General features: G+C 71.4%; 24 protein-coding genes. 6 read left to right on the plus strand and 18 right to left on the minus strand.

Annotated features, from left to right (window positions below; genetic code table 11):
* Positions 1–29 precede the first annotated feature (29 nt).
* The 8 genes from ACPA54_RS06115 to ACPA54_RS06150 form a co-directional block, all read right to left on the minus strand.
* The gene (locus ACPA54_RS06115; RefSeq protein WP_423527554.1) at positions 30–875 is read right to left on the minus strand and encodes a hypothetical protein; all 846 of its coding nucleotides are present in this window, start codon (positions 873–875) and stop codon (positions 30–32) included.
* Positions 876–987: 112 nt separating this feature from the next.
* Entirely contained in the window at positions 988–2,058 is a 1,071-nt protein-coding gene (locus ACPA54_RS06120; protein WP_423527556.1) for a porin PorA family protein, read from the minus strand.
* Positions 2,059–2,224: 166 nt separating this feature from the next.
* On the minus strand, positions 2,225–2,545 hold the full coding sequence (locus tag ACPA54_RS06125; RefSeq protein ID WP_423527834.1) for a nuclear transport factor 2 family protein: 321 nt from the start codon (positions 2,543–2,545) through the stop codon (positions 2,225–2,227).
* Positions 2,546–2,710: 165 nt separating this feature from the next.
* A complete protein-coding gene (locus ACPA54_RS06130) occupies positions 2,711–3,568 on the minus strand; it encodes a hypothetical protein (protein WP_423527557.1) in 858 nt (285 codons plus the stop codon).
* 160 nt (positions 3,569–3,728) lie between these two features.
* A complete protein-coding gene (locus tag ACPA54_RS06135) occupies positions 3,729–4,217 on the minus strand; it encodes a GNAT family N-acetyltransferase (protein ID WP_423527559.1) in 489 nt (162 codons plus the stop codon).
* Positions 4,218–4,225: 8 nt separating this feature from the next.
* Positions 4,226–4,750 (minus strand): DinB family protein, encoded by a 525-nt coding sequence (locus tag ACPA54_RS06140; protein ID WP_423527560.1) that lies wholly within the window; start codon positions 4,748–4,750, stop codon positions 4,226–4,228.
* Between the two features lie 7 nt (positions 4,751–4,757).
* On the minus strand, positions 4,758–5,738 hold the full coding sequence (locus ACPA54_RS06145) for a sigma-70 family RNA polymerase sigma factor (RefSeq protein WP_423527562.1): 981 nt from the start codon (positions 5,736–5,738) through the stop codon (positions 4,758–4,760).
* 380 nt (positions 5,739–6,118) lie between these two features.
* Positions 6,119–6,724 carry a TetR/AcrR family transcriptional regulator gene (locus ACPA54_RS06150; protein WP_423527564.1) on the minus strand — a complete coding sequence of 202 codons (606 nt, stop codon included), beginning with the start codon at positions 6,722–6,724 and terminating at the stop codon, positions 6,119–6,121.
* Between the two features lie 144 nt (positions 6,725–6,868).
* Here ACPA54_RS06150 and ACPA54_RS06155 point away from each other — a divergent pair, with 144 nt between their 5' ends.
* Positions 6,869–7,684: an aminotransferase class IV family protein gene (locus ACPA54_RS06155; RefSeq protein WP_423527566.1), complete on the plus strand. Its 816-nt coding sequence runs from the start codon at positions 6,869–6,871 to the stop codon at positions 7,682–7,684.
* Between the two features lie 44 nt (positions 7,685–7,728).
* Here the strand turns inward: ACPA54_RS06155 and ACPA54_RS06160 are convergent, their stop codons facing one another.
* Positions 7,729–9,207 (minus strand): MFS transporter, encoded by a 1,479-nt coding sequence (locus ACPA54_RS06160; protein WP_423527567.1) that lies wholly within the window; start codon positions 9,205–9,207, stop codon positions 7,729–7,731.
* A 127-nt stretch (positions 9,208–9,334) separates the two neighbouring features.
* Positions 9,335–10,306 (minus strand): helix-turn-helix transcriptional regulator, encoded by a 972-nt coding sequence (locus tag ACPA54_RS06165; RefSeq protein ID WP_423527569.1) that lies wholly within the window; start codon positions 10,304–10,306, stop codon positions 9,335–9,337.
* Positions 10,307–10,448: 142 nt separating this feature from the next.
* On the opposite strand from ACPA54_RS06165, the gene ACPA54_RS06170 reads away from it, so the two are divergent.
* Positions 10,449–11,942, plus strand: a complete 1,494-nt coding sequence (locus ACPA54_RS06170; RefSeq protein WP_423527571.1) for an MFS transporter — start codon at positions 10,449–10,451, stop codon at positions 11,940–11,942.
* Positions 11,943–12,174: 232 nt separating this feature from the next.
* Here the strand turns inward: ACPA54_RS06170 and ACPA54_RS06175 are convergent, their stop codons facing one another.
* On the minus strand, positions 12,175–12,894 hold the full coding sequence (locus ACPA54_RS06175) for a DUF4232 domain-containing protein (RefSeq protein WP_423527572.1): 720 nt from the start codon (positions 12,892–12,894) through the stop codon (positions 12,175–12,177).
* Between the two features lie 326 nt (positions 12,895–13,220).
* Here ACPA54_RS06175 and ACPA54_RS06180 point away from each other — a divergent pair, with 326 nt between their 5' ends.
* Complete coding sequence (locus ACPA54_RS06180) at positions 13,221–13,880, plus strand: MSMEG_1061 family FMN-dependent PPOX-type flavoprotein (RefSeq protein WP_423527574.1); 660 nt, start codon at positions 13,221–13,223, stop codon at positions 13,878–13,880.
* Between the two features lie 71 nt (positions 13,881–13,951).
* Entirely contained in the window at positions 13,952–15,103 is a 1,152-nt protein-coding gene (locus ACPA54_RS06185) for a hypothetical protein (protein ID WP_423527575.1), read from the plus strand.
* A gap of 116 nt (positions 15,104–15,219) precedes the next feature.
* Here ACPA54_RS06185 and ACPA54_RS06190 read toward each other — a convergent pair whose 3' ends face one another.
* Complete coding sequence (locus tag ACPA54_RS06190) at positions 15,220–15,483, minus strand: hypothetical protein (protein ID WP_423527577.1); 264 nt, start codon at positions 15,481–15,483, stop codon at positions 15,220–15,222.
* Here ACPA54_RS06190 and ACPA54_RS06195 point away from each other — a divergent pair.
* Complete coding sequence (locus tag ACPA54_RS06195) at positions 15,467–15,820, plus strand: hypothetical protein (protein ID WP_423527579.1); 354 nt, start codon at positions 15,467–15,469, stop codon at positions 15,818–15,820. The genes ACPA54_RS06190 and ACPA54_RS06195 overlap by 17 nt on opposite strands.
* 194 nt (positions 15,821–16,014) lie before the next feature.
* Here the strand turns inward: ACPA54_RS06195 and ACPA54_RS06200 are convergent, their stop codons facing one another.
* Complete coding sequence (locus ACPA54_RS06200; protein WP_423527581.1) at positions 16,015–16,254, minus strand: hypothetical protein; 240 nt, start codon at positions 16,252–16,254, stop codon at positions 16,015–16,017.
* 210 nt (positions 16,255–16,464) lie between these two features.
* Here ACPA54_RS06200 and ACPA54_RS06205 point away from each other — a divergent pair, with 210 nt between their 5' ends.
* The gene (locus ACPA54_RS06205) at positions 16,465–19,821 is read left to right on the plus strand and encodes an AfsR/SARP family transcriptional regulator (RefSeq protein WP_423527582.1); all 3,357 of its coding nucleotides are present in this window, start codon (positions 16,465–16,467) and stop codon (positions 19,819–19,821) included.
* A gap of 9 nt (positions 19,822–19,830) precedes the next feature.
* Here ACPA54_RS06205 and ACPA54_RS06210 read toward each other — a convergent pair whose 3' ends face one another.
* From ACPA54_RS06210 to ACPA54_RS06230, 5 genes are all read right to left on the minus strand, one after another.
* Entirely contained in the window at positions 19,831–20,616 is a 786-nt protein-coding gene (locus ACPA54_RS06210) for an ABC transporter permease (RefSeq protein ID WP_423527584.1), read from the minus strand.
* Entirely contained in the window at positions 20,613–21,557 is a 945-nt protein-coding gene (locus tag ACPA54_RS06215) for an ATP-binding cassette domain-containing protein (RefSeq protein WP_423527586.1), read from the minus strand. Before ACPA54_RS06215 ends, ACPA54_RS06210 begins: the two co-directional genes overlap by 4 nt.
* 160 nt (positions 21,558–21,717) lie before the next feature.
* Positions 21,718–22,575: an LppU/SCO3897 family protein gene (locus ACPA54_RS06220; RefSeq protein ID WP_423527588.1), complete on the minus strand. Its 858-nt coding sequence runs from the start codon at positions 22,573–22,575 to the stop codon at positions 21,718–21,720.
* 190 nt (positions 22,576–22,765) lie between these two features.
* Positions 22,766–23,239: an acyl-CoA thioesterase gene (locus tag ACPA54_RS06225; protein ID WP_423527590.1), complete on the minus strand. Its 474-nt coding sequence runs from the start codon at positions 23,237–23,239 to the stop codon at positions 22,766–22,768.
* 46 nt (positions 23,240–23,285) lie between these two features.
* Positions 23,286–24,941: an AMP-binding protein gene (locus ACPA54_RS06230; protein WP_423527592.1), complete on the minus strand. Its 1,656-nt coding sequence runs from the start codon at positions 24,939–24,941 to the stop codon at positions 23,286–23,288.
* Positions 24,942–25,087 lie beyond the last annotated feature (146 nt).

Below are 25,087 nucleotides of genomic sequence, written 5' to 3' on the forward strand. Positions count from 1 at the left end.
AGGCTATTAACTGCTCCGAGCGGGTTTACTTACCAGATCTCGTCCACGTACGTGTCCGTTCCGACCACCGTGCGGAAGAACGGTGCGGCCAAACGGGTGTCCGCCAGCCCGGCCGCGGCGACCGCGTCGGAGTAGGCGCGCAGCGCGGGCAGGGCGTCGCGGACGTCGCCGTGCAGGAAGAACAGCTGCACCAGTCGGCCCGCACCGCCGGGAAGGCTGCCGAGCGGCATCGGCTGCTTGAGCCGCACCTCCTCCTCGCCCGGGGACGGCGCCCAGGCCGAGGCGATCTCGATGGACGAGCCCTTGAGCAGCGCCGGAAGGTGGTCGCGGTTCAGATCCGCCAGCAGGTCGGCCGCGGTCCGGTCGCCGCGGGCGTCGAGCCACAGCGCGACGATGCCGTCGTAGCCGTGGTCGAGGGCCAGGTCGACCGGCACCGGGTCGTCGTCCCGGTACGAGGCGCCGAGGTGGTCGAACAGCACGGTGTGGACGTGGGTGCGCTCGGCGAACCCGCGGCCGTCCCCGTACAGCGCGGCCACCTGCGGGCGCGCCCAGTCGTCGAAGTGCTCCTTGTGCTTGCCCTTCTCGACCCAGTAGATGCCGACGTAGCTGCCCGCGTCGCCCGGCTCGGCGACCGCGGGGCCCGCCCCGTCCTCGGCGGCCCAGCGCAGGTCCTTCAGCTCGCGCGTGGCGACCCAGCGGCTGCCCGCGAACAGGTGCGGGCCGACCATGCAGCCGCCGTAGTAGTGGTCGCGCTCGTACCAGCGGTTGTACGCGCGCTCGAACCCGCGGTGCGGGTCGACGAGGGTCAGCAGCATACTGCCGACCTTCACCGGGTAGTCGTCGACCCCGCCGACCTCGAGCGGCTGGTATGCCATGGCGCGCCTCCTGCTTGCGTGCGTCTTGCCTGCGTCCTGCATGCGTGCGTCCCCGTCTCGGGGACGCCTGGCATGCCAAACGCCGTGCTGACGCGCCCCGGCTTTGGCGAACCTAAACTGATGGGCCGTCAGTTTCAAGACGCACGGGAGGCTCCTCCGGCAACTCCTCGTCCGAAAGCTCCTCGTCGCGCGGCGGTGGCACGGCTCCTCCGGCGGTCGCGGGCGCCAGCGCCCGGCGGCGGTGGCGCTGCTCCAGCCAGACCGCGAGGCCGGCGAGGACGACGGCGAGCGCCCAGGCTCCGTAGGGCCCGGCGTCCTTGATGATCCAGAAGACGAGCGCGCCGGTCGCCGCGGTGTCCGCGAGGTCCTTCTCGGACGCCTTGGTGGTGGACAGTGCGGCGTTCGCCACCGGGAACACGTCGGCGCCCTGGACGGTCGCCACGACGCCCTTCTTGGAGTCGAGGGCGATGGTCACCCCGGTCTCGGAGTCGACGTAGCCGGTCATGTCGGTGGACGAGGTGTAGGCGAGCGGCACCGGGTCCGGCTGCGCGGTGAGGTCGGCACCGGGCGCGAGCGCCTGCAGAGCGGCCTTGGGCAGCGCCGGGGGCAGGGCGGACTTCATCGCCGGGTCGGCGAGCGGGCCGGACGTGCGGATGCGGTAGACGTACACCGTGCGGCCTTGGCGATGCTCGGTGCCGGAGTAGACCGCCGGGACGGTGGTCTGCGTCTCGGCGTCCCAGAAGGGATAGTCGCGCTTCGCCGGATCGAGCGGGAAGCCCGCGCTCAGGCCGACGTGCGGTTCGGCTTGGGCGCCGCCGGGCGTGGGGCGTTCGAGCAGGTTGACGCGGTCGACCGCGTACTGGTGCTCGCTCGTCGACACGACCTGTCTCGTCGGGCCGAACACGTCGGTGTGGTCGTTGAGCACGATCGTGCCGCCGGACGTCTTGACGGCTTTGACCTTGCGGTCGGCGGTGACGGGCAGGTCGCGGATGATCGCGTGTGCGAGGTCGCCTTTCTGCATGGCAGCGGGGTCGAGGGCGGTCACGGTGCCCTGGAAGTGCATGGTGCCTTCGGCATCGTCGGGCATTTTGTGCAGTTCGTCGTAAACCGCGAACTTGCTCACCGCTCCGGTGGCGACGAGAAGTAAGGAAACGGATCCGAGGATCCAGGACGCGCGGCGCATGAGGGGCCTCCCATCGTGCTCGTGGGGAAGACCCAATCAGCCGCGCATCGGATCCCGGCCGGAATCGCGCATTCCGGCCCGCACAGTGATCGCATGTGCTAATCGGCCGTGCGGCGGGGCGGAGCGGTGTACGGTGCGCGGCGGGTATGCCGAGCGTCCTGCCGTTTCAGGCCTGGCCGGTCTCGAAGCGGGCGACCTTGCCGCCGTCAATGGTGAACTCCCAGCGCGTCCGCATGCTCCCCCACGTGTCGTTGCGGTAGTCGACGACGAGGGAGCGCCCGGAGTCGGCTTCTTGGACGACGTCCATGTGCCCGCGGGTCGTGAAGATCTCGCGGTCGGTCCACTCGGCGAGGTCGCGGTCCGAGCCGTCGTCGGACATCGTGGCGCCGGGGGCGAGGAGCGCGTCGAACGCGTTCCTGTCGTGCTTGTTGACCGCGGCGACGAAGGCGCGGACGGTGGGGTCGGTCAGCTCGGCAGTGGCGATCATGGCGGTGCGCTCCCGGGATTCGACGAAAACCCCGGCCTGGGTCGTGGTGCGGCCGGGGCCTTCCAGTCGAGCACGGGAGAGGTGACGCGTCATCAGGGCGTGGGCCCAATGGGTGAGGCGGGGGCGCGAACGGCGGAACTGTCGCCGCAGGGCGAACGCGGGCCGCTAGGAGAGGCCGAGTTCGTCGGCGGCCTTCTGCAAGACCGTTTCGATCTGGTCGGTCGGCACGACGTCGCCGGGGTCCGGGGCGGTCACCGAGCAGGGCGTGTCGGCGTGCGACAGCCTGAAGACGGTGTTCTCCGTGGTGCTGTCCACGCGCTCGGTCACCCGGAAGGGGAACGGTTCGCCGTCGACGGGGACGTAGAACGTCGTGGTCGTGTCCGTGTCCGGGTGAACGACGAGCGGGACGACCGCACGGCCGTCGACGGTGGTGGTCTCGCCCTTCGTGGCGTCCGTCGCGTTGTCGCGCAGGAGTTCGGCAAGGTTCGTCAGGTCCGTGACGCTCGTCGTGCCGTCGGAGTCGTCGTCGTCTTCCAGGTCCATGTACTTGCCGCCCATGGCCCGTTCGATGACGGCGCGCTGGCCGTCGTTCAGCGGGCCCGAGTCGGACATCGCCTCGTACACCGCAAGGTCGGCCTTCACGTAGCCGTGGCCGTCGACCATCACCAACTCGACGTGCCCGCCGGACATCGTCCCGACGAGGCGCGCGTCGGTGCCGCCGCGCATGCAGCCCGTGACGTCCAAACTGCTGCCGTCCTCGATCACGCCGCCGATCACGACGTTCAGCGAATCGTCGCCGACTGCCTCGGCGGCGCGGCGCGCGAGTTCCGACGCGCTGTAGGCGGCGTTGCCCGAGGCGGCGGCCGAGGCGGAAGGCGACCCGGACGCCGAGGGCGCGGCGGCGTCGCGGGCCTTCGCGGCGCTGCCGGCACCGCCGGAGCCGCAGGCGGACAGAGCGGTGACGGCGGCGAAGGCCAGGCCGGCGACGGCGGCGGCACGGGTGCGTCGGGTGATGTGGTGCATGGAGTTCTCGCCGGGAGACGTGCGCCGGGTGGTGCGCGAGCGGTACGGGGGCTGCGCGACGCTAGCGGGTCCCGAGAGGCTTTGGCAACATTTTGGTTTGTGGTGGGCGTGGCGGACGCCGGGGATCGCCGTGGGGGCTGGTAGTAGCGATCCGGGCGGGTCAGAGCATCCGGTACATCACCAGCAGTCCGACGTAGCCCAGTTCCGGATGCCGGAAGCCCTCGCGGAGGTTCGCGGCGATCGCGAAGCCGAGGGATTCGTAGAGCTTCACCGCGCGGGTGTTCGTCTCGACGACGGCGTTGAACTGGATCGCACGGTAGCCCTCGGCGCGTGCCCAGTCGATCACGTATTCGGACAACGCCCGGCCCACGCCGCGGCCTTGCGCAGCCGGGTCGACCATGAAGCTGGCACTGGCGACGTGTGCGCCGCCGCCCATGTGGTTGCGGTTCATCTTGGCGGTGCCGAGGACCCGGCCGTCGTCGTCCAGTGCGACGACGGTGCGGCTTGGCGGCGCGAGCATCCACATGTCGCGTGCGGTGGCTTCGTCGGTGTCCGGCCAGTAGGTGTAGGTGTCGCCGGCTCGGACGATGTCCCGCCAGAACGGCCAGATGAGGGGCCAGTGGGCGGGCTCGGCGGTGGTGATGCGCATGTGAGGGGTCAGTCGCCCGTCGCGCCGTCGATGCGTTCGCGGAGGAAGTCGGCGTGGCCGTTGTGGCGGGCGTATTCCTCGATCATGTGGACGTAGATCCAGCGCAGGCTCATGTCGGTCTTTCGGTAGGGGTCGTGGTAGACCTCGTCGAGGGAGCGGCCGCGGGCGGTGTCGCGGGCACGCTCGACCTCGCGGAGGAAGGTGGCGTAGTCGGCTTCCGCGTCGGCGGTGTCGACGTCGTCGAAGTCGCCGTCGAGGTTGTCGTCGTCGTAGTAGAGCCCTTCGGGTTTCTCGCTGCCGTCGAAGCGGATGCGGAACCAACTGCGTTCCACCTCGGTCAGGTGCCGGAGGAGGCCGAGGAGCGACATGCCGGAGGGTTCGACGCTGCGGATCTTGAGTTGTTCGGCGGTCAAGCCCGCGCACTTGGCGAGCAGGGTCGCGCGGTGGAAGTCGAGCCAGCCGTCGAGCATCGCGCGCTCGTCGGAGATCAGGGGGGCATCGTGGCGGGTGGCTTCAGGCGCGGTCCAGGTCATGAGGTCATCATGCCCGGGTGCCCCCCGTTTCCTCCCCTGCTTTCCCGCCGAGGTCGATTCCGCGCAGTTTCTCCGGGTCGGCGATGACGTCGATGCGGACGATCAGGCCGTCCACGATGGTGAAGCCCGCGACGCCGCCCGGCCGGTCGAGGCGGCCCGCGAGGGTGCCGGCGCTGCCGTTGACGATGACCGGGGTGATCTGCGCGAGGAACTGCGGGCCCACCTCGATCATCTGCTTGGCGACCACGTCCGCGCCGACCAGCGTGGTCTCCGGCGCCGTGCGGTGCGCCGCCGCGGCGTGCGCGCCGAGGCGGTGGGCGCCGATGTCGAGTTGGAAGCGGACGTCGGGGGCGAGCGCGCCGACGAGGGCGTCGAAGTCGCCGTCCCGGGCGGCGGCCAGGAACGCGTCGACGATGCGGCGCTGCCGGACGAGGTCGGTGTCCGGCCGCGGCGCGGACCGCACCCGGCGGCGGGCCCGGCTGGCCAACTGCCGCGCGGCGGCGGGGGTGCGGGACACGATCGGGGCGATCTCGTCGAACGCCATGCCGAACACGTCGTGCAGCACGAAGGCCAGGCGCTCCGCGGGGTTGAGCGTGTCGAGGACGATCAGCAGCGCGAGCCCGATCGAGTCGGCCGCCACCGCGGCTTCCTCGGGCCCCGGCTCGTCGTGCATGCGGACGATCGGTTCGGGCAGCGACGTCCCGGGATAGTCCTCGCGGCGGCTGCGGCGGGTGCGCAGCATGTCGAGGCTGATGCGGCCGACGACGGTGGTGAGCCAGGCCCGCAGGTTGACCACGTCGGCCCGGTCCGCGCGGGTGACGCGCAGCCACGCCTCCTGCACGGCGTCGTCGGCGTCGCTGCGCGAGCCGAGCATGCTGTAGGCGACCGTTCTCAGGTGGACGCGGTGCGTCTCGAACTGCTCGGCAAGCCAGATGTCGCCGGGGTGCGGGCGGTCGGCGTCGGGGGCGGGGGCGGCGATGGCGTCCATACACGGTTGACGGAGCTGGTGGTGTGGATGTGACACACGCCAGGTCAGCCGGGTTGTCCACAGGGTTGCGGGGGGTGGGATGACAGGCGGGGGGGTGGAGGGGAGACTCGGATGGTCGACGTTCGCTGAGGAGTAGATCCGGCGAGGTCGATGGCGGAGGAGGCGGGGGAGGGCCCTTCGACGCGAGCCGAGTCCCAGAGAAAGTGGGAGGAGGTCGGCCGACGGGGTAACGACGAAGTCGAGGTCGCCGGGCACGCGGGCCCGGTCGCCGACCCACGCGGGCATCGCCGCGCTGCCGCGCAGCACCAGGACATCGCGCCACGGCGAGGCCGCGATGCCGGCCAGGACGTGGTCGAAGGCCACGCGGCCGAGGTCTGCGGTCATCGGCCCCGCACCGCCGGGAGGATCGTCGCGACCAGGACTTCCGGGGCCTGCTCTGCCGTCAGCCGGCCGACGTTGACGTCCTCGGCGGCCGCGTGCATGAGGCTGTAGATGGCGCTGAGCAGCCACGTGGTGGCCAGGTCGGTGCGGAAGTCGCCTTCGTCGCGGCCGCGTTCGATGAGCTGCTCGACGTGGGCGAGGGCGCGTTCGTGGTGGCGGCGCATGTCGGCGGCCGGGAGTTCGGCGTGCGCGACGGCGAACAGGCGGCGGTGCCGGTCGAGTACGCGCCAGCTGGTGCGGACGAGCCGGTCGAGCGCCTCCGTCGCGGTGCCCTCTCGGGGCGCGGCGGCTTCGATGGCCGCGGAGGCTTCGTCGACCGCGCGTTCGAGCACCGCCCCGAGCACGGCTTCGCGGGACGCGAAGTGCGTGTAGAGGGTGACGCGCCCGACGCCCGCGGCGCGGGCGAGTTCGGCCATGGTCAATTGCGGGTGGTCGGCAAGGCCGGCTTGCGCGGCGTCGAGGATCGCTTCGATGCTGCGCTCGGCGTCGGCCCGGCGCCGGGGTCCGCCCCCGGCACCGCCCGCGCGGGATTCGGTTCGTGCCACAGCCGGTCAGCCTAGGGCGTCGCGCCGACGCCGACCGGGAGGGGGCGCGGACGGTTTGCGGACTTGAACTTCACACCAATGTGAGGTCCTAGGTTGCGAAGACGCCGCGCAAGCGGACGCTCCGCACCCGAAAGGTGATCCCCCATGCGTGCCCTCGCCCCCTCCCCCGTCGTCCATCTCGACGGCCGTCCGGCGACTGCGGACGAGCTGGCTCCGCTGGCCTTCGCCGGTCACGCGCACTTCACGGCGATGCAGGTGCGCGGCGGCCGGGTGCGCGGTCTGGATCTGCATCTCGCCCGCCTTCGCAACGCTTCGCTCGAACTGTACGGCCGAGCCTTGCCGGACGACCTGATGCGCGCCCACCTGCGCACCGCCCTCGCCGAAGCCCCACCGGACGTCTCGCTGACCGCCACCGTCCACGAGCCCGTCGGCGAGTTCACCGCCGCGGACGACGGCGGCGCGCTGCGTGTCCTGGTCCGGACGGGACCGCCGTCCGACGGCCCGGCGGGCCCGCTCGCGCTCGCGGTGGTCGGGTACGAGCGGGTCCTGCCGCATCTCAAGCACGTCGGCGAGGTCGCCAAGACGTACTACCTGCGCCGCGCCGTCGCGGACGGGTTCGACGACGCGGCGTTCGTCGACCGGCACGGCCGGTTCGGCGAGGCGTCCATCTGGAACCTGGCGTTCTGGGACGGCACGTCGGTGGTGTGGCCGCAGGCACCGGTGCTCGGCGGGACGACGATGGGGATCGTGCGCCGCCGCCTCGCCGAGCGGGGGGTACCGCAGGAGGACCGGGTACTGACGGCGGCCGAGTTGCCCGGGCTGTCGGGCGCGGCGGTGCTGAACTCCTGGACGCCGGGTGTGCCGGTGCGCCGCATCGGAGACACGGCCTTCCGCGACGCACCGGAGTTCCTCGAGACCCTGCACCGCGCGTTCGCCTCCGAGCCGGCCGAATCTCCGTAGTTCCCGTCCGCGTGGCGTGACCGACCGTCGACGCGTCGTCCGTTCTAGTGCGCGAACATCGGCCGGTCCGTCTCCGGCGGTGGTCCGCCCGGCAGCAGCAGTCCGGCGAGTACCGCCATCGTGCCCGCGGCGGCGGCCGCCGCGACGAAGGCGGTGCCGATTCCGCCGGTCGGCATCGGTATCGCCCGGGCGTCGAGGCTGGACGCCGCCGCGGTCGACATGAGGGCGATGCCGAGGGTCGCGCCGAGTTCGTGGCCGGTGTTGACCAGGCCGGACGCGACCCCGGCATCGTCCGGGGCGACATAGGCGAGCGCCGTGGTCGTCGCCGCCACGAACGTCGCACCCAGGCCGAGGCTTGCGACGAGGAAGCCGGGCAGGACGTGCGCCCACGCACTGCCGTCGTCGGGGACGCGGGCGAGGAGCAGCGCGCCGAGGCCCGCGAGGATGAAGCCGGCGATCGCGGCGGGGCGGCCGCCGTGCCTGGTGACGACGTGCATGGCGAGGTGGGAGCCGAGGCCGATGGCCACCGCGACGGGCAGGAAGACGAGGCCGGTGTCGAAGGCGCCGAGGCCGAGCGTGCGTTGCATGTACTGCGAGGACAGGAAGAAGAAGGACAGCAGGAGGCCGGTGGCGGCGAGCATCACGACGTTGCCGGACAGCACCGCGCGGCGGCCGTGTGCGGGGAGCCGCACGAGCGGTTCCGCGACGCTCCGTTCGATCGCCACGAACGCGGCGGCCAAGGCGATGCCCGCCGCGAACGCCGCCCATGTGCCCGGGTCTCCCCAGCCTTGGTCGCCCGCGCGGACGAGTCCGTAGATGAGTGCGGCGACCGCGGCGGTCGCCGCGAGCGCGCCCGGCACGTCGATGCGGCCGCCGCTGCGCCCGATGCCGGCGTCGACGAGGAGTGGGACGGCGACGGCGAGCGCAATTCCGACCGGCACGTTGACGTAGAACGCCCACTCCCAGCCCGGTCCGTCGGTGAACGCTCCGCCGACGAGCACGCCGACGGCGGCGCCCGCGCCGCCGAGCCCGGCCCACACGCCGAGCGCCTTGTTGCGTTCCGGGCCGTGGAAGGTGGTGGTGAGGATCGACAGCGCGGCGGGCGACAGCATCGCCGCGCCGACTCCTTGTGCTGCGCGGGCGGTGATCAGGGCGGTCTCGCTGCCGGCGAGGCCGGAGCCGAGGGATCCGGCGGTGAAGACGGCCAGGCCGGTGAGGAAGACCGCGCGGCGGCCACGGGTGTCGGCGAGGCGGCCGCCGAGCAGCATCAGGCCGCCGAAGCAGAGCGTGTAGGCGGTCACCACCCACGTGGACGCGGCGCGGCCGAGGCCGAGTTCGTCGCCCATGACGGGCAGGGCGACGTTCACGACGGTGACGTCGAGGATGACCATGAACTGCGCGAGGCAGAGCACGGCGAGTACCCACCAGCGGCGGGGCGACGGAGCGGGGTGGTGCGGGTCGTCCGCCGGGTGCGGATGCCCCGCGTGGTGCCGGTGTGCGGTGTGTGCGGCAGGCGTGTCCATGCCGGAACCCCCAATAAGTCGAACAGTAGTGTTCGATTTGAGGGTATGCCGTCGACGGGCTCGATGTCGAACACTAATGTTCGGGTTATCGAGCCGCCGGCTCACCTACCCGCGACTTGCTCCCGGCTTACCGGCCCTCCGTGGCCTGCGCCGCACGCAGCATCCGTTCGCCCAACGTCCGCATGTGCTCCGCAAGTTCGGGGGCGTTCTCGATGGTGAAGTCGGCGCCGAGGAGTCCGAGCCAGGCCACCAGCGACGCCGGGTCGCTCGAACCCGTCGTGAACACGCACGTCTCGGCGTCCAGCGGCTCCACCGATCCGGCGAACCACGGCACCCGGGCGGCGATGTCCTCCGCGGAGGCCTGGACGACGACGCGCACTTTGGTCTGCCACGGCGCCGCCGACACGCGCTTGGACACATAGTCGGCGACGTCTTCCGACGGCAGGTCGCGCGGCGTGAACCGGGCGCCGGTCGGGGTCCGCGGGACGACCCGGTCGACACGGAAGATCCGCCAGTCGTCGCGTTCCACGTCCCACGCGAGGAGGTACCAGCGGCGCCCCCAGTTGACCATCCGGTACGGCTCGACATTGCGGACCGTCTCGTTGCCCGCATAGTCCTGGTAACCGAACCGCAAGCGCTCGTGGTCGCGGCACGCGGCGGCGATCGTGGTGAGCACTTCGGTGTCGACGCGAGGCCCCTCCTGTCCGGGCACCGGCACGGTGTACGCGTGCAGCGCGTTGACCCGGCGGCGCAGCCGGGTCGGCAGCACCTGTTCGAGCTTGGCAAGGGCGCGCAGCGACGTTTCCTCGATGCCGGAGACGGTGCCGCCGGCCGCGGTGCGGAGGCCGACCGCGACCGCGACGGCCTCCTCGTCGTCCAGCAGCAGCGGGGGCAGGGAAGCGCCGGCGCCGAGGCGGTAGCCGCCGGCGGCGCCCCGGGTGGCGTGCACCGGATAGCCGAGGGTGCGGAGGCGTTCGACATCGTTGCGGACGGTGCGCGGGGTGACGTCGAGGCGGTCGGCGAGTTCGGTGCCGGTCCAGTCGCGGTGGGTCTGCAGCAGGGAGAGCAGACGCAGCAGTCGTGCGGAGGTTTCCAACATGGATGCGAGCCTGCCTTTCCTTTAGGAACGAAGCTTGCCTATTGGACTCCTAGAGTTCAAGCAGTGGAGATGAGCGGTTGCCACCGACCCCCTCCGTCTCCCTCGTCACCTCCCTGATTCCCTTGCTTGAAGGAGCACGCCTGTGAGCGCAGTCCTGGACTCCGCGGCCGTTCGGCCGGAGACGGAAACCGGTGCGCCGGCGCCCGGATCCGGTGCCGCCGAGGGCCGCCGCAAGTGGCTCGGCCTGTTCGCGATCCTGGCGGCCACGCTGATGAACCTGCTGGACGCGACGGTGGTCAACGTCGCGGCGCCGGCGATCCGGGACGACTTGGGCGCCTCGTACACCGGGCTGCAGTGGGTGGCCGCGTCGTACACGCTCACCATGGCGGTGGGGCTGCTGACCGGCGGCCGGCTGGGCGACATGTTCGGCCGCAAGCGGATGCTGCAGATCGGCGCGACGGGCTTCGTGCTGGCGTCGCTGGCGTGTGCGCTGGCGTGGAACCCGGAGGCGCTGATCGCGGCGCGCGTGGTGCAGGGGCTGTGCGGGGCGGTGATGATCCCGCAGACGTTCGGCCTGATCCGGGACCTGTTCTCGCCGCAGGAGATGGGCAAGGCATTCGCCGCGTTCGGTCCGTGCATCGGGATCGCGACGATCCTCGGCCCGATCGTGGCGGGCACGCTGGTGGACGCGGACGTGTTCGGCACCGGATGGCGCATGATCTTCCTGATCAACCTGCCGCTCGGCCTGTTCGCGCTGCTTGTCGGTCAGCGGGTGCTTCCGTCGGCGCGGCCGATCGCGGCGGGTTCGCGGTCGCTGGACTGGACGGGTGCGCTGATCGGCGGCGTCGGGATGTTCCTGCTGGTCTACCCGCTGGTGCAGGGCCGCGAAAAGGGCTGGCCGCTGTGGATGTTCGGCATGCTGGCGGCGTCGGTGGCGGTGCTCGGCGGGTTCGCCTACCAGCAGCTGCGGCGGGCGGCTTCGGGGCGCGCGCCGCTGGTGCGGCTGAGCGTGTTCCGCAAGCGGTCGTACGCGTCGGGCGTCCTCTTCGTCATCGCGTTCTTCGGTGCGATCACCGGCTTCTCCCTGGCGGTGGGCCTGTTCCTGCAGCTCGGCATGGGCTTCAGCGCGATGCGGGCGAGCCTGACGATGGGCTCGTGGGCGATCGGCGCGTTCATCGGCTCGGCGGCGAGCGGCATGCTGATGGGCAAGCTGGGCCGGAAGATCCTGCACATCGGTCTGGCGATCATGGCCGGCGGGACCGCGCTGCTCTACCTCGTCTTCGCGAACGCGTCGACGACGATGGGGAGTTGGCCGCTGGTGGCGCCGTTCCTCGTGTACGGCCTGGGCATGGGCCTGATCTTCGTCCCGCTGTTCGACATCATCATGGGCGAGGTCGCGGACGAGGAGGTCGGCTCGGCGTCGGGGGCGCTGGAGTCGATGCAGCAGCTCGCGTCGGCGCTGGGGGTCGCGATCTTCGGCACCGTGTTCTTCGGCCAGGGCGGCGCGCGGATGCACAGCCAGGCGGCGCTGGACGCGGTGTCGCTGACGGCGCTGATCGCGCTGGGACTTACCGCGCTTGCCTTCGCCGTCGGCTTCCTGCTGCCGAAGCACGCGCGGCAGGGCGGCGGGCACTGACGGGGACGTGAGAAGCGCCGGGCGGTCGACCTTTGCGGGTCGTCCGTCCGGCGCTTCGGCGTCTGTGGGTCTATGCGTCTTTTTTTGGGGGGCGAGTAAGTCGTCGTCACTTGGGGGGTGGCGGCGTTGTACGGTCTTGGGAACTGCGGGGAAGGTACGGATCTCGCGTGTGTCGAGGGCGTACGGAACACGCGGAACCTACGGAACCTGCGGGTCCGGCACAGGCTGTGGCTCAGCCGCCCTGGCCGGCGCTGCCGATCGGGCCGACCTTGACCAGGTCGCCGCCGCTCTTGACGGGGAACCGGCCGGCGCCGGGCCAGTCGATGGTCACGGACTTGGTCTCGTCGGGCGGGGTCACGACCAGGCCGGTGATGCGGAGGCCGGAGGCTTCGCCCATCGTCTCGACCGGGTAGCTGATGGTGAAGGACACCGACTTGCCGGCCTTGAGGACGATCGAGACGGGCTCCTGGCTGGTGCGCTGGGCGGATATGTCGCCCGCGTCGGTCTTGAGGTTGACGCCTGCGAAGCCGGCCATCGAGCAGTCCGGGCCGTTGTTCTTGAACGTGACCGCGACGCTGCCGTCCCGGTCGCCGTCAATGGTGTTGTCGAGCGCGGTGACCTTCAGTTCGTCGGTGCGGCACTTGGACGCCTTGCCGCTGCCGCCGCCCGAGGTGGTGCCGTTGCCGGCGCTCGTGCCCTGACCGCCGCCGCTGCTCTTGCCGGTGGAGTTGGTCCCTCCGCCCTGGGTCCCGCCTTGGCTGCCCTGGCTGTTGCCGCCCTGGCTGCCGCCCGAGTTCGACGTGTTCGGCGAGGCGGGCGGCTGACCGTTCGACGCGTTGGACGAAGCCCCTTGCGCGGCGCCGGAGTCCGAGTCCTGGCAGGCGGTCATCAGCAGGGCGCCGGCGACGAGGGCTGCGGAGGCGAGGACGGTCTGGCGGCGGTTGGCGGACATCAAAAACCCCTTGGTATCGCGTAGTTGAAGCCCTTGTGGAGCCGGGCTTCTCGGTGCGTGCATGATCACTATGTCCGGGCCCGGAACCCCTGGGGAACCGACGTCGACGATCCACGACAGCGCTGTCACCAACCAGTGACACGGTCACAGAACGCAACAGCCCGCGCGCCGAGGCGTTCGCCCTCACCCACGACAAGCCCCTGACCAGCAACAATGCCTTCGTGGCAAACCCATCGAACTGGCCTGCGAACACGCTCTCGGTGCTACGCGTACGTAACCGCGCCGTCACGGAGGTCCGCCCGTGATCGGTGGTTAGGGTCGAACACATGACGACACCCATGACCGGCAGCGCCTTCGACTCGCTTCTCCTCGACGCTGTGACCGACGCCGAGGCACTGCGGGAGACCTACGCCCTCCCCAGTGACGCGGCCGTGCGCAAGCAGATGACCGAACTCACCGATCAGACACGGGCATTGATTGGCTGCGCGTCGCTGGTCCTGGTCGCCAGCGCCGACGCCGAAGGCAATTGCGACGTCTCCCCGCGCGGCGGTCCGGCCGGGTTCGTCGCCGTGCTGGACTCGCGGACGCTGGCGATACCGGACGCGACCGGCAACAAGCGTCTGGACACGTTGCAGAACGTCGTCACCACCGGGCGGGCTGGACTCCTGTTCGTCATCCCGGGCCGCACCACGACGCTCCGGGTCAACGGCCGCGCCTGCGTCTCCACCCGCCCGGAGCTGCTGTCGCAGCTGACCGCCGTCGGCAAGCCGCCGGCCGGCGCGCTGGTGGTGGGGATCGAGGAGGTCTACCCCCACTGCCCCAAGTCGCTCATGCGCAGCGGCGCCTGGAAGCCGGAGGAGTGGCTCCCGACGGACGCCCAGCCGACCTCGGCCGAGGTGACGCTGGCACAGCTGCGCATGCCGGAGCTGACGATCGCCGACGTCCAGCAGGCGGAAGCGGATTCGCTGAAGTACCGGTACGAGTAGCATCTGGCGCCTCGTCAGTCGGCGTGGAGCTGCACGTGGGGGGGCGCATGCTCAGGAGGGCAGCCGCGGCTGTGGCCGCGATGATTGCCGTGGTGGCGTCGGCGGGGCCGTCGGCTGCCACCGGGGCGACGGACAATCCACCCGACAGGCCGGGGCCGTACGGCATCGCGTTGAAGTTCGACGGCCTGCCGTCGATCATTCCCCGCGAGGGACTCTCGGTCGAGTTCTCCTTGACCGCGACCAACCCCGACGGCCGGCCGCACCTCCTGCGTGCGGCCATGCACCCGGATCGCGCGGTGCCGAGTGTCGCCACGGAAACCGCCCTGGAGGTCAAGCGGAACGGCGCCTGGGAAGCCCTGGAACGGAAAGGCGCCGGCTCCGAAGCCCCCACCGCCGCGGGCGACCTCGGAGAACCGGTGCAGGTACCGCCCTACGAGACGGTCGCGGTTGCCGAACTGCGACTGACCGTGGCGAGTACTCCCGACGACTGGTCGCATGACGTCGCGGTGAATCTCGTGGCCAGGGCCATGGTGGTGGACGCCGACCCCGGTGACACGTCCTTCAGCGGAAAGCCATGGGCCGTGACGTACGGGAACGCCCATTCCGAGGTGGCCGCCTCCCTGGAGGGATTCCCCGTCGACTGGGTCCTCGGCGGGCCCGCTCGGGAATTCACCGTGCATATCGCCGCCGGAGTGCCTCTGAACCGGCAGTACCTGAACTGGCGGCTCGCCTGGCCGGGCCAGACACCCACCTGGGACTACTTCTGCGCCGCCCGGCTGGAGGCACTGAACCCGACCACGCTGCGGTGGGAGCACCAGAAGACGTCCGGCATCTCGCTGCCCACGTTCGCCGCAGGGCCACCCACCGACCGGACGGTGCGCCTGCGCCTTGCGCTCGCAGGGTCTTTCCCGCCGTCGGACGCCACGCTGCTGTACGGCGTCGGCGAGTCGTACCGGGTGCGGATCGACACGTCACCGGCCGTCACCGCGGACACGGCCCGCGCCGAGGATCCCTCGTGGTGCCTCTTCCCGAAGGACGCGAAAACCGCCCCCGCTCCCCACCCCGGCGCGAGCCCGGACACGCCGAAGCCGAACGGGGAAGCGGCGGCCGGTCCCGGGAGTTCCCTCGGCAGGAAGCTCCGCTACGGCGCCGCGGGCACCGTCCTCGCGCTGCTCGCCGGTGCGGCGTTCGTGCGGGCCCGGCGGAAGCGGACGCGGCCCTGACCAGCGCGTCGGATGCCCCGTTCGCCGCGTCCGCCGGTTTGTGTCGACACCTTGACGCGGTGTCGTTGGTAGGCTCCCCGGGCCTGGACGACCGTCTGCGGGAGTGTTGTGAGTAATCAGCCGAAATGGGCCTGGTGGGTCGTGGGGATCGTGATCCCGGTCATCGGGATCATCGTGTCCATCCAGTTGGCTTCCAAGTCGGACTCCGACGGCAAGTCGGATGCCGGGAGCCAGTCGCAGTCGGCGAGTTCCGGTGCGTCCGCGTCCGGCGGGTCCGGAACCGGGTCCGCGTCCGGCGGCTCCGGGTCCAAGGCGGCGACGCCGCCCGCGGCGAACCAGCCCGCGAAGGTCATGGCCGGGCCGGTGAAGATCACCCTCAAGCCCAGTGCGTACTACCTCGATCTGGACACCACCTCCCCGACCCCCGGGCCGTCCGACAAGGGCGCCGACCTGTTCGTCGGCTTCAACCTGCCGGACCTGGGCATCTCCCCGCCGCGTTCCGGCGACGTGCTCGCCATCGCCCCGTCCGACGGCCCGGAACCCACCGCGGCCGACTGCCGAGGCCTCGTCGCCAAGAACGGCGGCTACTCCAGCGGCGAACTCTCCGCCGGCACCCGCCTGTGCCTCCAAACGGACGAGGGGCACATCGCCTACCTCCGCATCACTGCGGCCCCGACCCGCCAAGCCGTCATGTTCGACGTGACGGTGTGGGAGTAGACCGGACCGGGCCCGGCAACTCCTGGCCGGCGAACGGGGCAGCGGCTCAGGCACGCAGCGACGCCTGGGCCGCCACCGTCGCGGCACTCCCACCCGGCACCCTCGTGACCGGCGCGGTCGTCGCCCGGCAGCCCTTCGGCGTGTTCATCCGCATCGACTCCGTTTCGGACGGCGTCCGAGGACCCCGGCCCGGGCTACCGCGACGTGTAGTAGACGTATGCGGCCAAACCCGCCAGCGGGATCAGCTGGAACAGCAGCACCTTGACCTTCCCGCCCAGCGTCAGCGGGCGGCGCGGACCCGTATAGCCCGGCTGCGGCGGCGTGTAGTAGCCGTCCGAGCCGCCCGTGCCGTGGCACCCCGGGCACGGCTGCATCGACTGGCCCTGGCCTGAGCCGCCGCAGCCCGAGCAGGCATAGCTGTTGTCGGAGCCCATGCCGAATTGGCCCGCTCCGCCGCAGGCTTGGCATGCGCCGTAGATCGGCACAAGGCGCGCGCCGCCGCATACACCGCAGTTCCCCACCGTGACTCCCCACCCCGCGCAACGAGCCGAACGAGTGTGCCCCACCGGTCTCTTTGTACCCGGTGCGCGGGGCTGCCGCGTGCGGCAGGGGGGTGCCCGGTGCCTCCATGGCAAAATCGGCGGGTGTTCATCGGGATGCTGGGGCCCTTCGAGGTGCGGATCGACGGCGGCGGTTCGGCCGACGTGCCGGGGGCGCGGTTGCGCGGGTTGTTGGTCGCGCTCGCGCTGCGGCCCGGGCGGACGGTGTCGAAAGCCGCGCTCGTGGACTGGGTCTGGGGGGACGAGCCTCCGGCCGAGGCGACGAACGCGTTGCAGCGGCTGGTGTCCCGGCTGCGGAAGGTGCTGCCGGAAGGCGCCATCGAGGGCGGGACGGACGGCTACCGGCTGACCGTCGCACCGGACGACGTCGACGCGGTGCGGTTCGAGCGGCTGGTACAGGCGAGCCGGACCCACGCCGACGGCAATCCCCGGCCCCGGACGGAATCCCGCCTGCGCATGCTGCGCGAGGCGTTGGAACTGTGGCGCGGCCCCGCCCTGCAAGACGTCGGCCCGCAGCACAGTGCCGCCTTCGATGCCGCGGTGGTGCGGCTGGAGAACTTGCGGCTGGTCGCGACCGAGGAACGGGTCGACGCCGAGGTCGAGCTCGGGCGCGGCGCGGACGTCGTCACCGAGCTGACCGACCTGGTGGCCGCGCATCCGATGCGGGAGCGGCTGGTGGCGGCCTTGATGCGGGCACTGGTCGCGGCGGGGCGCGGCAGCGAGGCGTTGCTGGTGTACCAGCGTGCCCGCGAGGCGCTTGCCGACGCGCTCGGGGTGGACCCCTCCCCCGAACTGGCGGCATTGCATGTGGCTTTGCTGCGGGGCGAGTTGGGGGCGAGGCCGGAGAGCCGGAAGACGAACTTGCGGGCCGAGCTGACGTCGTTCGTCGGCCGGGAGGCCGATGTCGACGCGCTGCGCGGGCTGGTCTCCGGGCATCGGCTCACGACGGTGATCGGGCCCGGCGGCGCCGGGAAGACCCGCCTGGCGACAGAGGCCGCACGCACGATGCTCGGCGATCTGCCGGACGGGGTGTGGCTGGTCGAGCTGGCCGCGATCGGTGCGGACGGGGACGCGACGCACACGCCCCGGGCGGAAGCCGCTCCGCCGACCGCGCACGTCGCGCAAGCGACGCTGTCCGCGCTCGGCCTGCGCGACGCCCTCCTCGGCGGCAGCGCCAACACCGAGCTGACGGACCGTCTGATCGCGGCGATCCGTGACCGTGAGGCGCTGCTGATCCTGGACAACTGCGAGCACGTCATCGAGTCGGCGGCCGTGTTCGCGCACCGCCTGCTCGGCGAATGCCGCCGTCTGCGCGTGCTGGCGACGAGCCGGGAGCCGTTGGGCATCACCGGAGAGGCGCTGTGGCGCGTCGAGCCCCTTCCCCTGCCGACGGCGCGAGCGGCTGCGGGAGCGAATGCCGGCGCGGCCGGCTCGGGTACGGGGACGGCGGCGGACATCGCCGACTCCCCCGCGGTCCGGCTGCTCCTCGACCGGGCCAGGGCGGTCCGCGGAGACCTCGCCTTCGGTGCGGGCACCCCCGCGGGTTCGGCCGGGTCCGACAGGTCGGGCATCTCGGGTGCTTCGGTTGCTTCGGGTGCTTCGGGCACCTCGGGCGACCCGCTCGCCGTCTCTCCCTCCCCCACGACGCTCGCCACCCTGGCCCAGATCTGCCGTGCCCTCGACGGCATGCCCCTAGCCATCGAACTCGCCGCCGCCCGGCTCCGCACCATGTCGCCCGAGCAGCTCGCGGGACGGCTCGACGACCGGTTCGCCCTCCTCACCGCGGGCAGCCGTACCGCGCTCCCCCGGCACAAGACCCTGCGCGCGGTGGTCGACTGGAGTTGGGAACTCCTCACCGACGCCGAGCGCAGCGTGCTGCGCAGGCTGTCGGTGTTCTCCGGCGGCGCGACGCTCGAGGCGGCCGAGTCCGTATGCGCGGGCAACGGCGTCGAGGAGTGGCAGGTCCTGGAGCTGCTCACCGCGCTCACCGAGAAGTCGCTGGTAAGGACCGACAACGACGCGGCTCCGCGCTACCGCATGCTCGGCACCATCAAGGAGTACGCCGCCGGGCAGCTCGGCCGTGCGGGTGAAGCGGAAGCCGCCCGGCACGCCCACCGCGACTTCTTCATCGCGCTCACCGAGACCGCCGAGCCCGAGCTGCGCCGGGCCGCGCAAGTGACGTGGTTGCGGGCGTTGGAAGCCGAGTACGACAACATCGGCGCGGCCATGCGCGGCGCGCTCGCGGCCAGCGAGGCGCAGGCGGCGATGCGGCTGGCGGGCGGCGCGGGCTGGTACTGGTGGCTGGCCGGGCACAAGACCGAGGCCACGGAGCTGATTTCCGCGGCGACGCGGCTGCCGGGCGACGTGACCGACGACGTCCGGGCGACCGTGTACGCGCTGATGGTCATGTTCCTGACCTCGGGCCGCGGCGACGAGCACCAGGCCGCGGAGTGGATCCGCAAAGCGCACGAGGCCAGGTCGCGGATCGCCGACGGCGGGCATCCGCTGCTGGGTTTCATCATCCCGCTGGAGCGTCTGCTGAACGCGCCGGAGACGGTGGTGGAGGCGTTCGAGGCGCTCCTGGACGATCCGGATCCGTGGGCGCGCGCGCTGGCCCGGCTGCAAGCGGGCAAGACCCGGGTCATTCTCGGCCGCGGCGGCCGGGAGGCGGACGCGTGTCTGGAGACGGCGCTGGCCGAGTTCCGCATGCTCGGGGAGCGGTACGGGACGTCGTTCGCCCTCACCGAGCTCGCCGAGCGGATCGCGGTGCGCGGCGAAGTCACCGCCGCCTGTGCATACTTCGAGGAAGCCATCGCCCTGGTGACGGAACTCGGGGTGGCCGACGACGTGATCCGGATGCGCGCCCGGCAGGCACAGCTCTACTGGCAGGCCGGCGACGACGAGGCCGCCACGAAGGCCATCGCGGACGCGGAACGCTACGCGGAAGGCGTCACCTGGCCCGACGCGTTGTCCGAACTCGCTTTCGCCAAGTCCGGGCTCGCCCGCTGGCGCGGCGACACCGCGGAAGCGTCCGCGCAACTCCGCGCCGCCATGGCGCTGGTCGACGACCAGGACGAGCCGAACGTCCGCGCACTGACCCACCACCTGCTCGGCTACCTCGCCCCCGACGCCGCGACGGCCCGCGCCGAGCACACCGTCGCTTACCGGGCAGCCACCGCGGCCGGCCACCCCACCTTCATCGCGCAGATCCTCGTCGGCATCGCCGACGTGGCCCTGCGGGACGACGACCCCGCGCAGGCCGCCCGGCTGCTCGCCGCCGCCACGGGCCTCCGCGGGCTGCCGGACAGTTCGCACCCGGATGTGCGGCGTATCGAGCGGGAAGCCCGAAGCCGCCTCGGCGACGCGGAGTTCGCCGAGGCGGCCCGGGAGGGAGCGGACGCCGACTGGTCGCAATTGGCCGAGGTCACCCTCGCGCGGTGACGGCCGGGGTCACGCCCGCTTCTTGAACGTGGAGACCGCCCACGCATAGCCGACGACCGCGAAGCCGACGGACCAGGCGAAGGCCGCGACCGTGTCCCCGGTCGACGCGTGCTGCCCATTGAGCAGTCCGCGCAGGGTTTCGATGATCGGGGTGAACGGCTGGTACTCGACGAACTGGCGGACGCCCGTCCCCATCGTGTCGGCCGGAACGAACGCGCTGCTCACGAACGGCAGCATGATCAGCGGCACCGTCGCCAGCCCCGCGGACTCCGGCGTCTTCGCGGCCAGCCCCAGCGCCACGGTCAGCCACGCCGCGCCGAAGCTCACCAGCAGCACGAGCCCGAACACGCCGAGCCAGTCCGGCGCGCTCGCGTGCGGGTCGAACCCGAGCGTGAAGGCGACCGCGATGATCGCCGCGCACGCCACCATGCAGCGCACCGCCGTGACGACGACGTGCCCGTTCAGGACGGCGGCGCGGGACACGTCCATCGTTCGGAAGCGGTTGATGATGCCCTTGCGCATGTCGTCGTTGACGGCGGCGGAGGTCGCGCCGAGGCCGTAGCTGATGGCCATCACGAGGAGGCCGGGCGTCGCGTAGTCGATGTACGCGGCCTCGCCGGTGTCGAAGGCGCCGCCGAAGACCTTGACGAACATCAGCATCATGACGATCGGGAACAGGACCGACTGGAACACCGTGATGGGGTTCCGCATGCTGTGCTTGAGGTTGCGGCGCAGCATGATCATCGAGTCGCCCCACGACGACGACAGACGGTTCGGCGGGAGAGTGCTGCTCATTTTGCGACCGCCTCCAGGTGGGTCGTGCGCTCGGTCAGGGCGAGGAAGACGTCGTCGAGGTCCGGCGTGTGCACGGAGAGTTCCTCGGCGTTGAGGGCGTACTCGTCGAGCCGGTCCAGCAGGGACCGGAGGGACGCGGTACCGGCGTCGCCGGGCACGCGCAGCGCGAGTTCCTGGTCGTCGCGGGTGGATCCGGGCAGGATCCGGGCCGCCGCGTCGAGCGTCTCGGGGTCCGCGAAGCGCAGCCGGACGTGGGTGCCGGGCACCTGCCGCTTCAGCTCGTCCGCGGTGCCTTCCGCGATGAGCCGGCCCTGGTCGAGGACGGCGATCCGGTCGGAGAGGTGGTCGGCCTCGTCGAGGTACTGGGTGGTGAGGAAGATCGTGGTGCCGGCGGCGACCAGCTCACGGACGATCCCCCACATGGTGCGGCGGCTGCGCGGGTCGAGCCCGGTGGTCGGCTCGTCGAGGAAGATGATGCGCGGGCTGCCGACCAGCGTCATCGCCAGGTCGAGCTTGCGGCGCATGCCGCCCGAGTACGTCGACACGAGCTTCTGCGCGGACTCGACCAGGTCGAACCGTTCGAGCAGGTCGCCGACGAGCCGGTCGCCGGAGCGCACCCGCCGCAGGTCGGCCATCATCTGGAGGTTCTCGCGGCCGGTGAGCAGGTCGTCGACGGCGGCGAACTGGCCGGTGACGCCGATGGCCGAGCGGACGGCCTTGGTCGCGGTGGCGACGTCGTGGCCGTCGACGTACACGGTCCCGGCGTCCGCCGTGATCAACGTGGTGAGGATGTTGACGGTCGTCGTCTTGCCCGCGCCGTTGGGGCCGAGCATCGAGAAGACCGTTCCCGCGGCGACCTCGAAGTCGATGCCGTCGAGCACCGCTTTGCCGCCGTACGCCTTGCGCAGCCCGGTCACTGCGATCGCGGATCGTGTTGTCATGACGACGACGTTCCTCGCCGGCCCTGACGCTGTTCTGACACCGCCCTGACACGGTGGCGGCGGCCCGTGTCCGCGGCCTGTCCGGCGCGCCGGCCTGCGACGAAGCAGACGACGCAGGCGATGCAGACGATGCAGACGACGCACCGGACAGGGGCATTCCCTACGGCTGGTTCGGGTCCAGCAGGCAGAGGGTGTAGAGCGGGTCACTGCCCCGCTTCATCGTGTACGCAATGTTGGCCATCGTCGGGCACCCGGCGTCGTCGGCGGTGTCTTCGAGGCGGCCCATGACCTTCATCGGCTGCGGGTCGGTCGACGTGCACGGGACGACCTTCAGCTTCGGCTTGTCCCGGGTCCCGGTGTCGGAGACGCACTGGCCGACCTGCGGGCCGCTACCGGTGGCGGAAGCACCGTCGTCGTCATCGGGCAGGAACGCGAGCGTGAAGAAGCCGGCGATCAGGATCGGCATCAACAGCCAAAGGATCACCGGCCTGCGGGTCAGCGGCTTGCCCTCGTGCATGGGCAGGACGGGGCTGCCCGGGACCGGGGGCGCGAGCCGCCGGATGCGGGCGTACGGGATGAGGTTCCAGAGCAGCGTCAGAGGCGCGAGGAGCAGAGAACCGATGCTCCACCAGCCCAATTTCAGCGTGCTTGCGGTCATGTTGCGAAACGTCGCGAGTCCGCAGGAACGGCAGAACGGGCCGTTCAGGTGCTCCATGGACATGACGATGATGAAGCCGCGGTGCCCGCGCACGGTGGTTTCGGCTGCGGGAAAGGAACCGCAGAAGCGGCAGAAGACGACTTCGCCGACACCGTAGGGCGGTGTCGGCGGAGCGTTCGGGTCGGAGGGGGCCGGAGTGGCGTCGGGTCTTGCCGCAAAGGGATTCGCACCGTGCGCGGGCATGCTCAAGGAAGCCTCATCGGGGAAGGTCAGGCCGTGTGGTGGGAGCCCCCGCACGTTAATGCATGTCGCGCGCCTTGCAACAGGGAAGTCGGAACGATTCATCAGCCGGTAACGCACGGCATCGGGCGGTCGCGTGGCGAAGACGTGAAGAAGTCGGGCAGACCTGACGGTTCGTCAAATCTGCCTGGGTGGTTGTCGGCGGTTCCTTGTGCCGTCACGCCACCAACCAGTTCGAGCGAGGACGCGTTGGACCCGTGGGTGGCCGAACGGACCGGCCAGGTCATCGGGTTGGACTATGGACGGCGGTCTACGGACGCGAGTCATGCGGTTCGTATGGGGTGTGCTGGGGGCCCGCGGTGCCGAAAAGCCGGGTTTGGGTCTCGGTCCAGGGTGCGGCGGAGGTGGCGCGGGGTTGGGCGTGGGCGATGGACATGCGTCCCGTGGCGGCAAGTCCTTCGCGACCGTGGACGTCGAAGGTGTAGTGGAGAGAAGTAGTGCCGACTTTGGCGACGCGGAGTTCGACGGTCACGTTCTCGCCGAACCAGAGGCGGCCGCGGTAGTCGGCTTCGTAGTGGACACGCGGAATGGCCCCGTAGAGGTCTTCGAGGCCGAGCTGCCGCAGGAGTTCGGTTTCGGCGGCTTCGGCCCAGCGGAGGATCGCGGCGTGGTGGTGGTGTCCGGCCGCGTCGGTGTCGGACCATTCGACGCGGCGGACGATGGTGACGCTTGCGGGCGATCCGGGGGCGGTGGCAGCCGGCTGGTCGTCCGGGGTGCGGTGCACGAAGTTGTCTCCAAGGGTGCGGGCTGGGCGGGCATGGGCGGGCTTGTCAGGCTCGCCGGCTGGTCGTGTCCCGGGTGCCCGCATGGGCGGCGGCCCACGCACGGAGTTCGGTGCGGCGGAGTTTGCCGGTCCCGGTGCGCGGGAGAGCGTCGACGAATTCGACGGCGCGGGGGTACTTGTAGGGGGCGATGGCGGCTTTGGCGAAGGCCTGGAGCGCTTTGGCGGTGTCGTCGCCGGACGGGACGCCGGGGCGGAGGACGACGTAGGCCTTGACGATGGTGCCGCGCGCTTCGTCGGGGGCGCCGACGACGCCGCATTCGAGGACGTCGGGGTGGGCGAGGAGGGCGTCTTCGACTTCGGGACCGGCGATGTTGTAGCCGGAGGAGACGATCATGTCGTCGCTGCGGGCCTGGTACCAGAAGTAGCCGTCGGCATCGCGGATATAGGTGTCCCCGGTGTGGTTCCAGCCGTCGCGGACGTACGCGGCCTGGCGTTCGTCGTCGAGGTAGCGGCATCCGGTGGGGCCTTTGACGACGAGCGGGCCCGGCTCACCGTCGGGGGCGGGGGTGCCGTCGGCGCCGAGGACTTCGGCCCGGTAGCCGGGTACCGGCAGGCCGGTGGCGCCGGGGCGGATCGCGTCGTCGGCGGCCGAGATGAACACGTGCAGCATTTCGGTGGCGCCGATGCCGTCGATGATCCGCAGACCGGTGGCGTCGCGGAACCGGTGCCACACGTCGGCGGGCAGCGCCTCCCCCGCCGACACGCAGCGCCGCAGTCCGGCGAGGCGTTCGGCGGCGCCGGTGGCGATCACCGCGCGGTAGAACGTGGGCGCGGTGAACAGCACCTGGACGCCGAACCGGTCGATCAGGTCGACGAGTTCCTCGGGAGTGGCGCGTTCGACGAGCAGCGTGGACGCGCCGGCGCGGAGCGGGAAGACGACGAGTCCACCCAGGCCGAACGTGAAGCCGAGGGGCGGTGTGCCGGTGAAGACGTCGTCGGGGCGGGGGGCGAGCACGTGCCGGGAGAACGTGTCGGCGTTGGCGAGGACGTCGCGGTGGAAGTGCAGGGTGGCTTTGGGCCGCCCGGTGGTGCCGGAGGTGAACGCGACGAGGGCGACGTCGTCGGCGGCGGTGTCCACCGGCGGGAAGTCGGCGTTGCCGACGGCGGCGCAGCGGGCGGTCAGGTCGGCGTCGCCGGGGCCGCCGTAGGCGATCGTGGCGAGGCCGGGGACTGCGGCGGTGTCGAGTTCGCCGAGGAACCGGTGGTCGCAGATGGCGACGACGGGCGTACTGATCGCGCACAGGGTGGTGAGTTCGTGGGCGCGCAACAGCGGCATGGTGGTGACGACGACGCCGCCCGCCCGCAGGACGCCGAACCAACTGGCGACCAGCCAGGGGTTGTTCGGGCCGCGGAGCAGCACGCGGTTGCCGGGGACCAGGCCGTGGTCGTCGACGAGGACGCGGGCGACCTGCCGGGCGGCGCGTTGCAGGTCGGCGTAGGTCCAGGTCTCGTCGGGGGTGTGCAGGCACGCGCGGTCGGCGCCGTGCCGGGCCGCGGTGTCGTCGAGCAGGGCGACCGCGCAGTTCAGCCGGTCGGGGTACACCAGCTCGGGCAGCTCGAACAGGAGTTCCGGCCACTGCTCGAAGGGGGGCAGGCGGTCGCGGCAGAACGTATCGACATGAGCGGACGGGGACAGCTCCATGAGCGGGCACCTCGCCGGGACGTCATCGGGGTCCGGAAGCCAAGTATCTCGTGTTGATGACGACAGTCAATGCGGCGCGATGAAATGATGAAGGGGCGGCCGCACAGCGGTCGGGGCCGCCGGAGTGGTCCCGGCGGCCCCGACGC

It is taken from the genome of Uniformispora flossi (genome assembly GCF_049534875.1).
Classification (GTDB): Bacteria; Actinomycetota; Actinomycetes; order Streptomycetales; family Streptomycetaceae; genus Yinghuangia; species Yinghuangia aomiensis.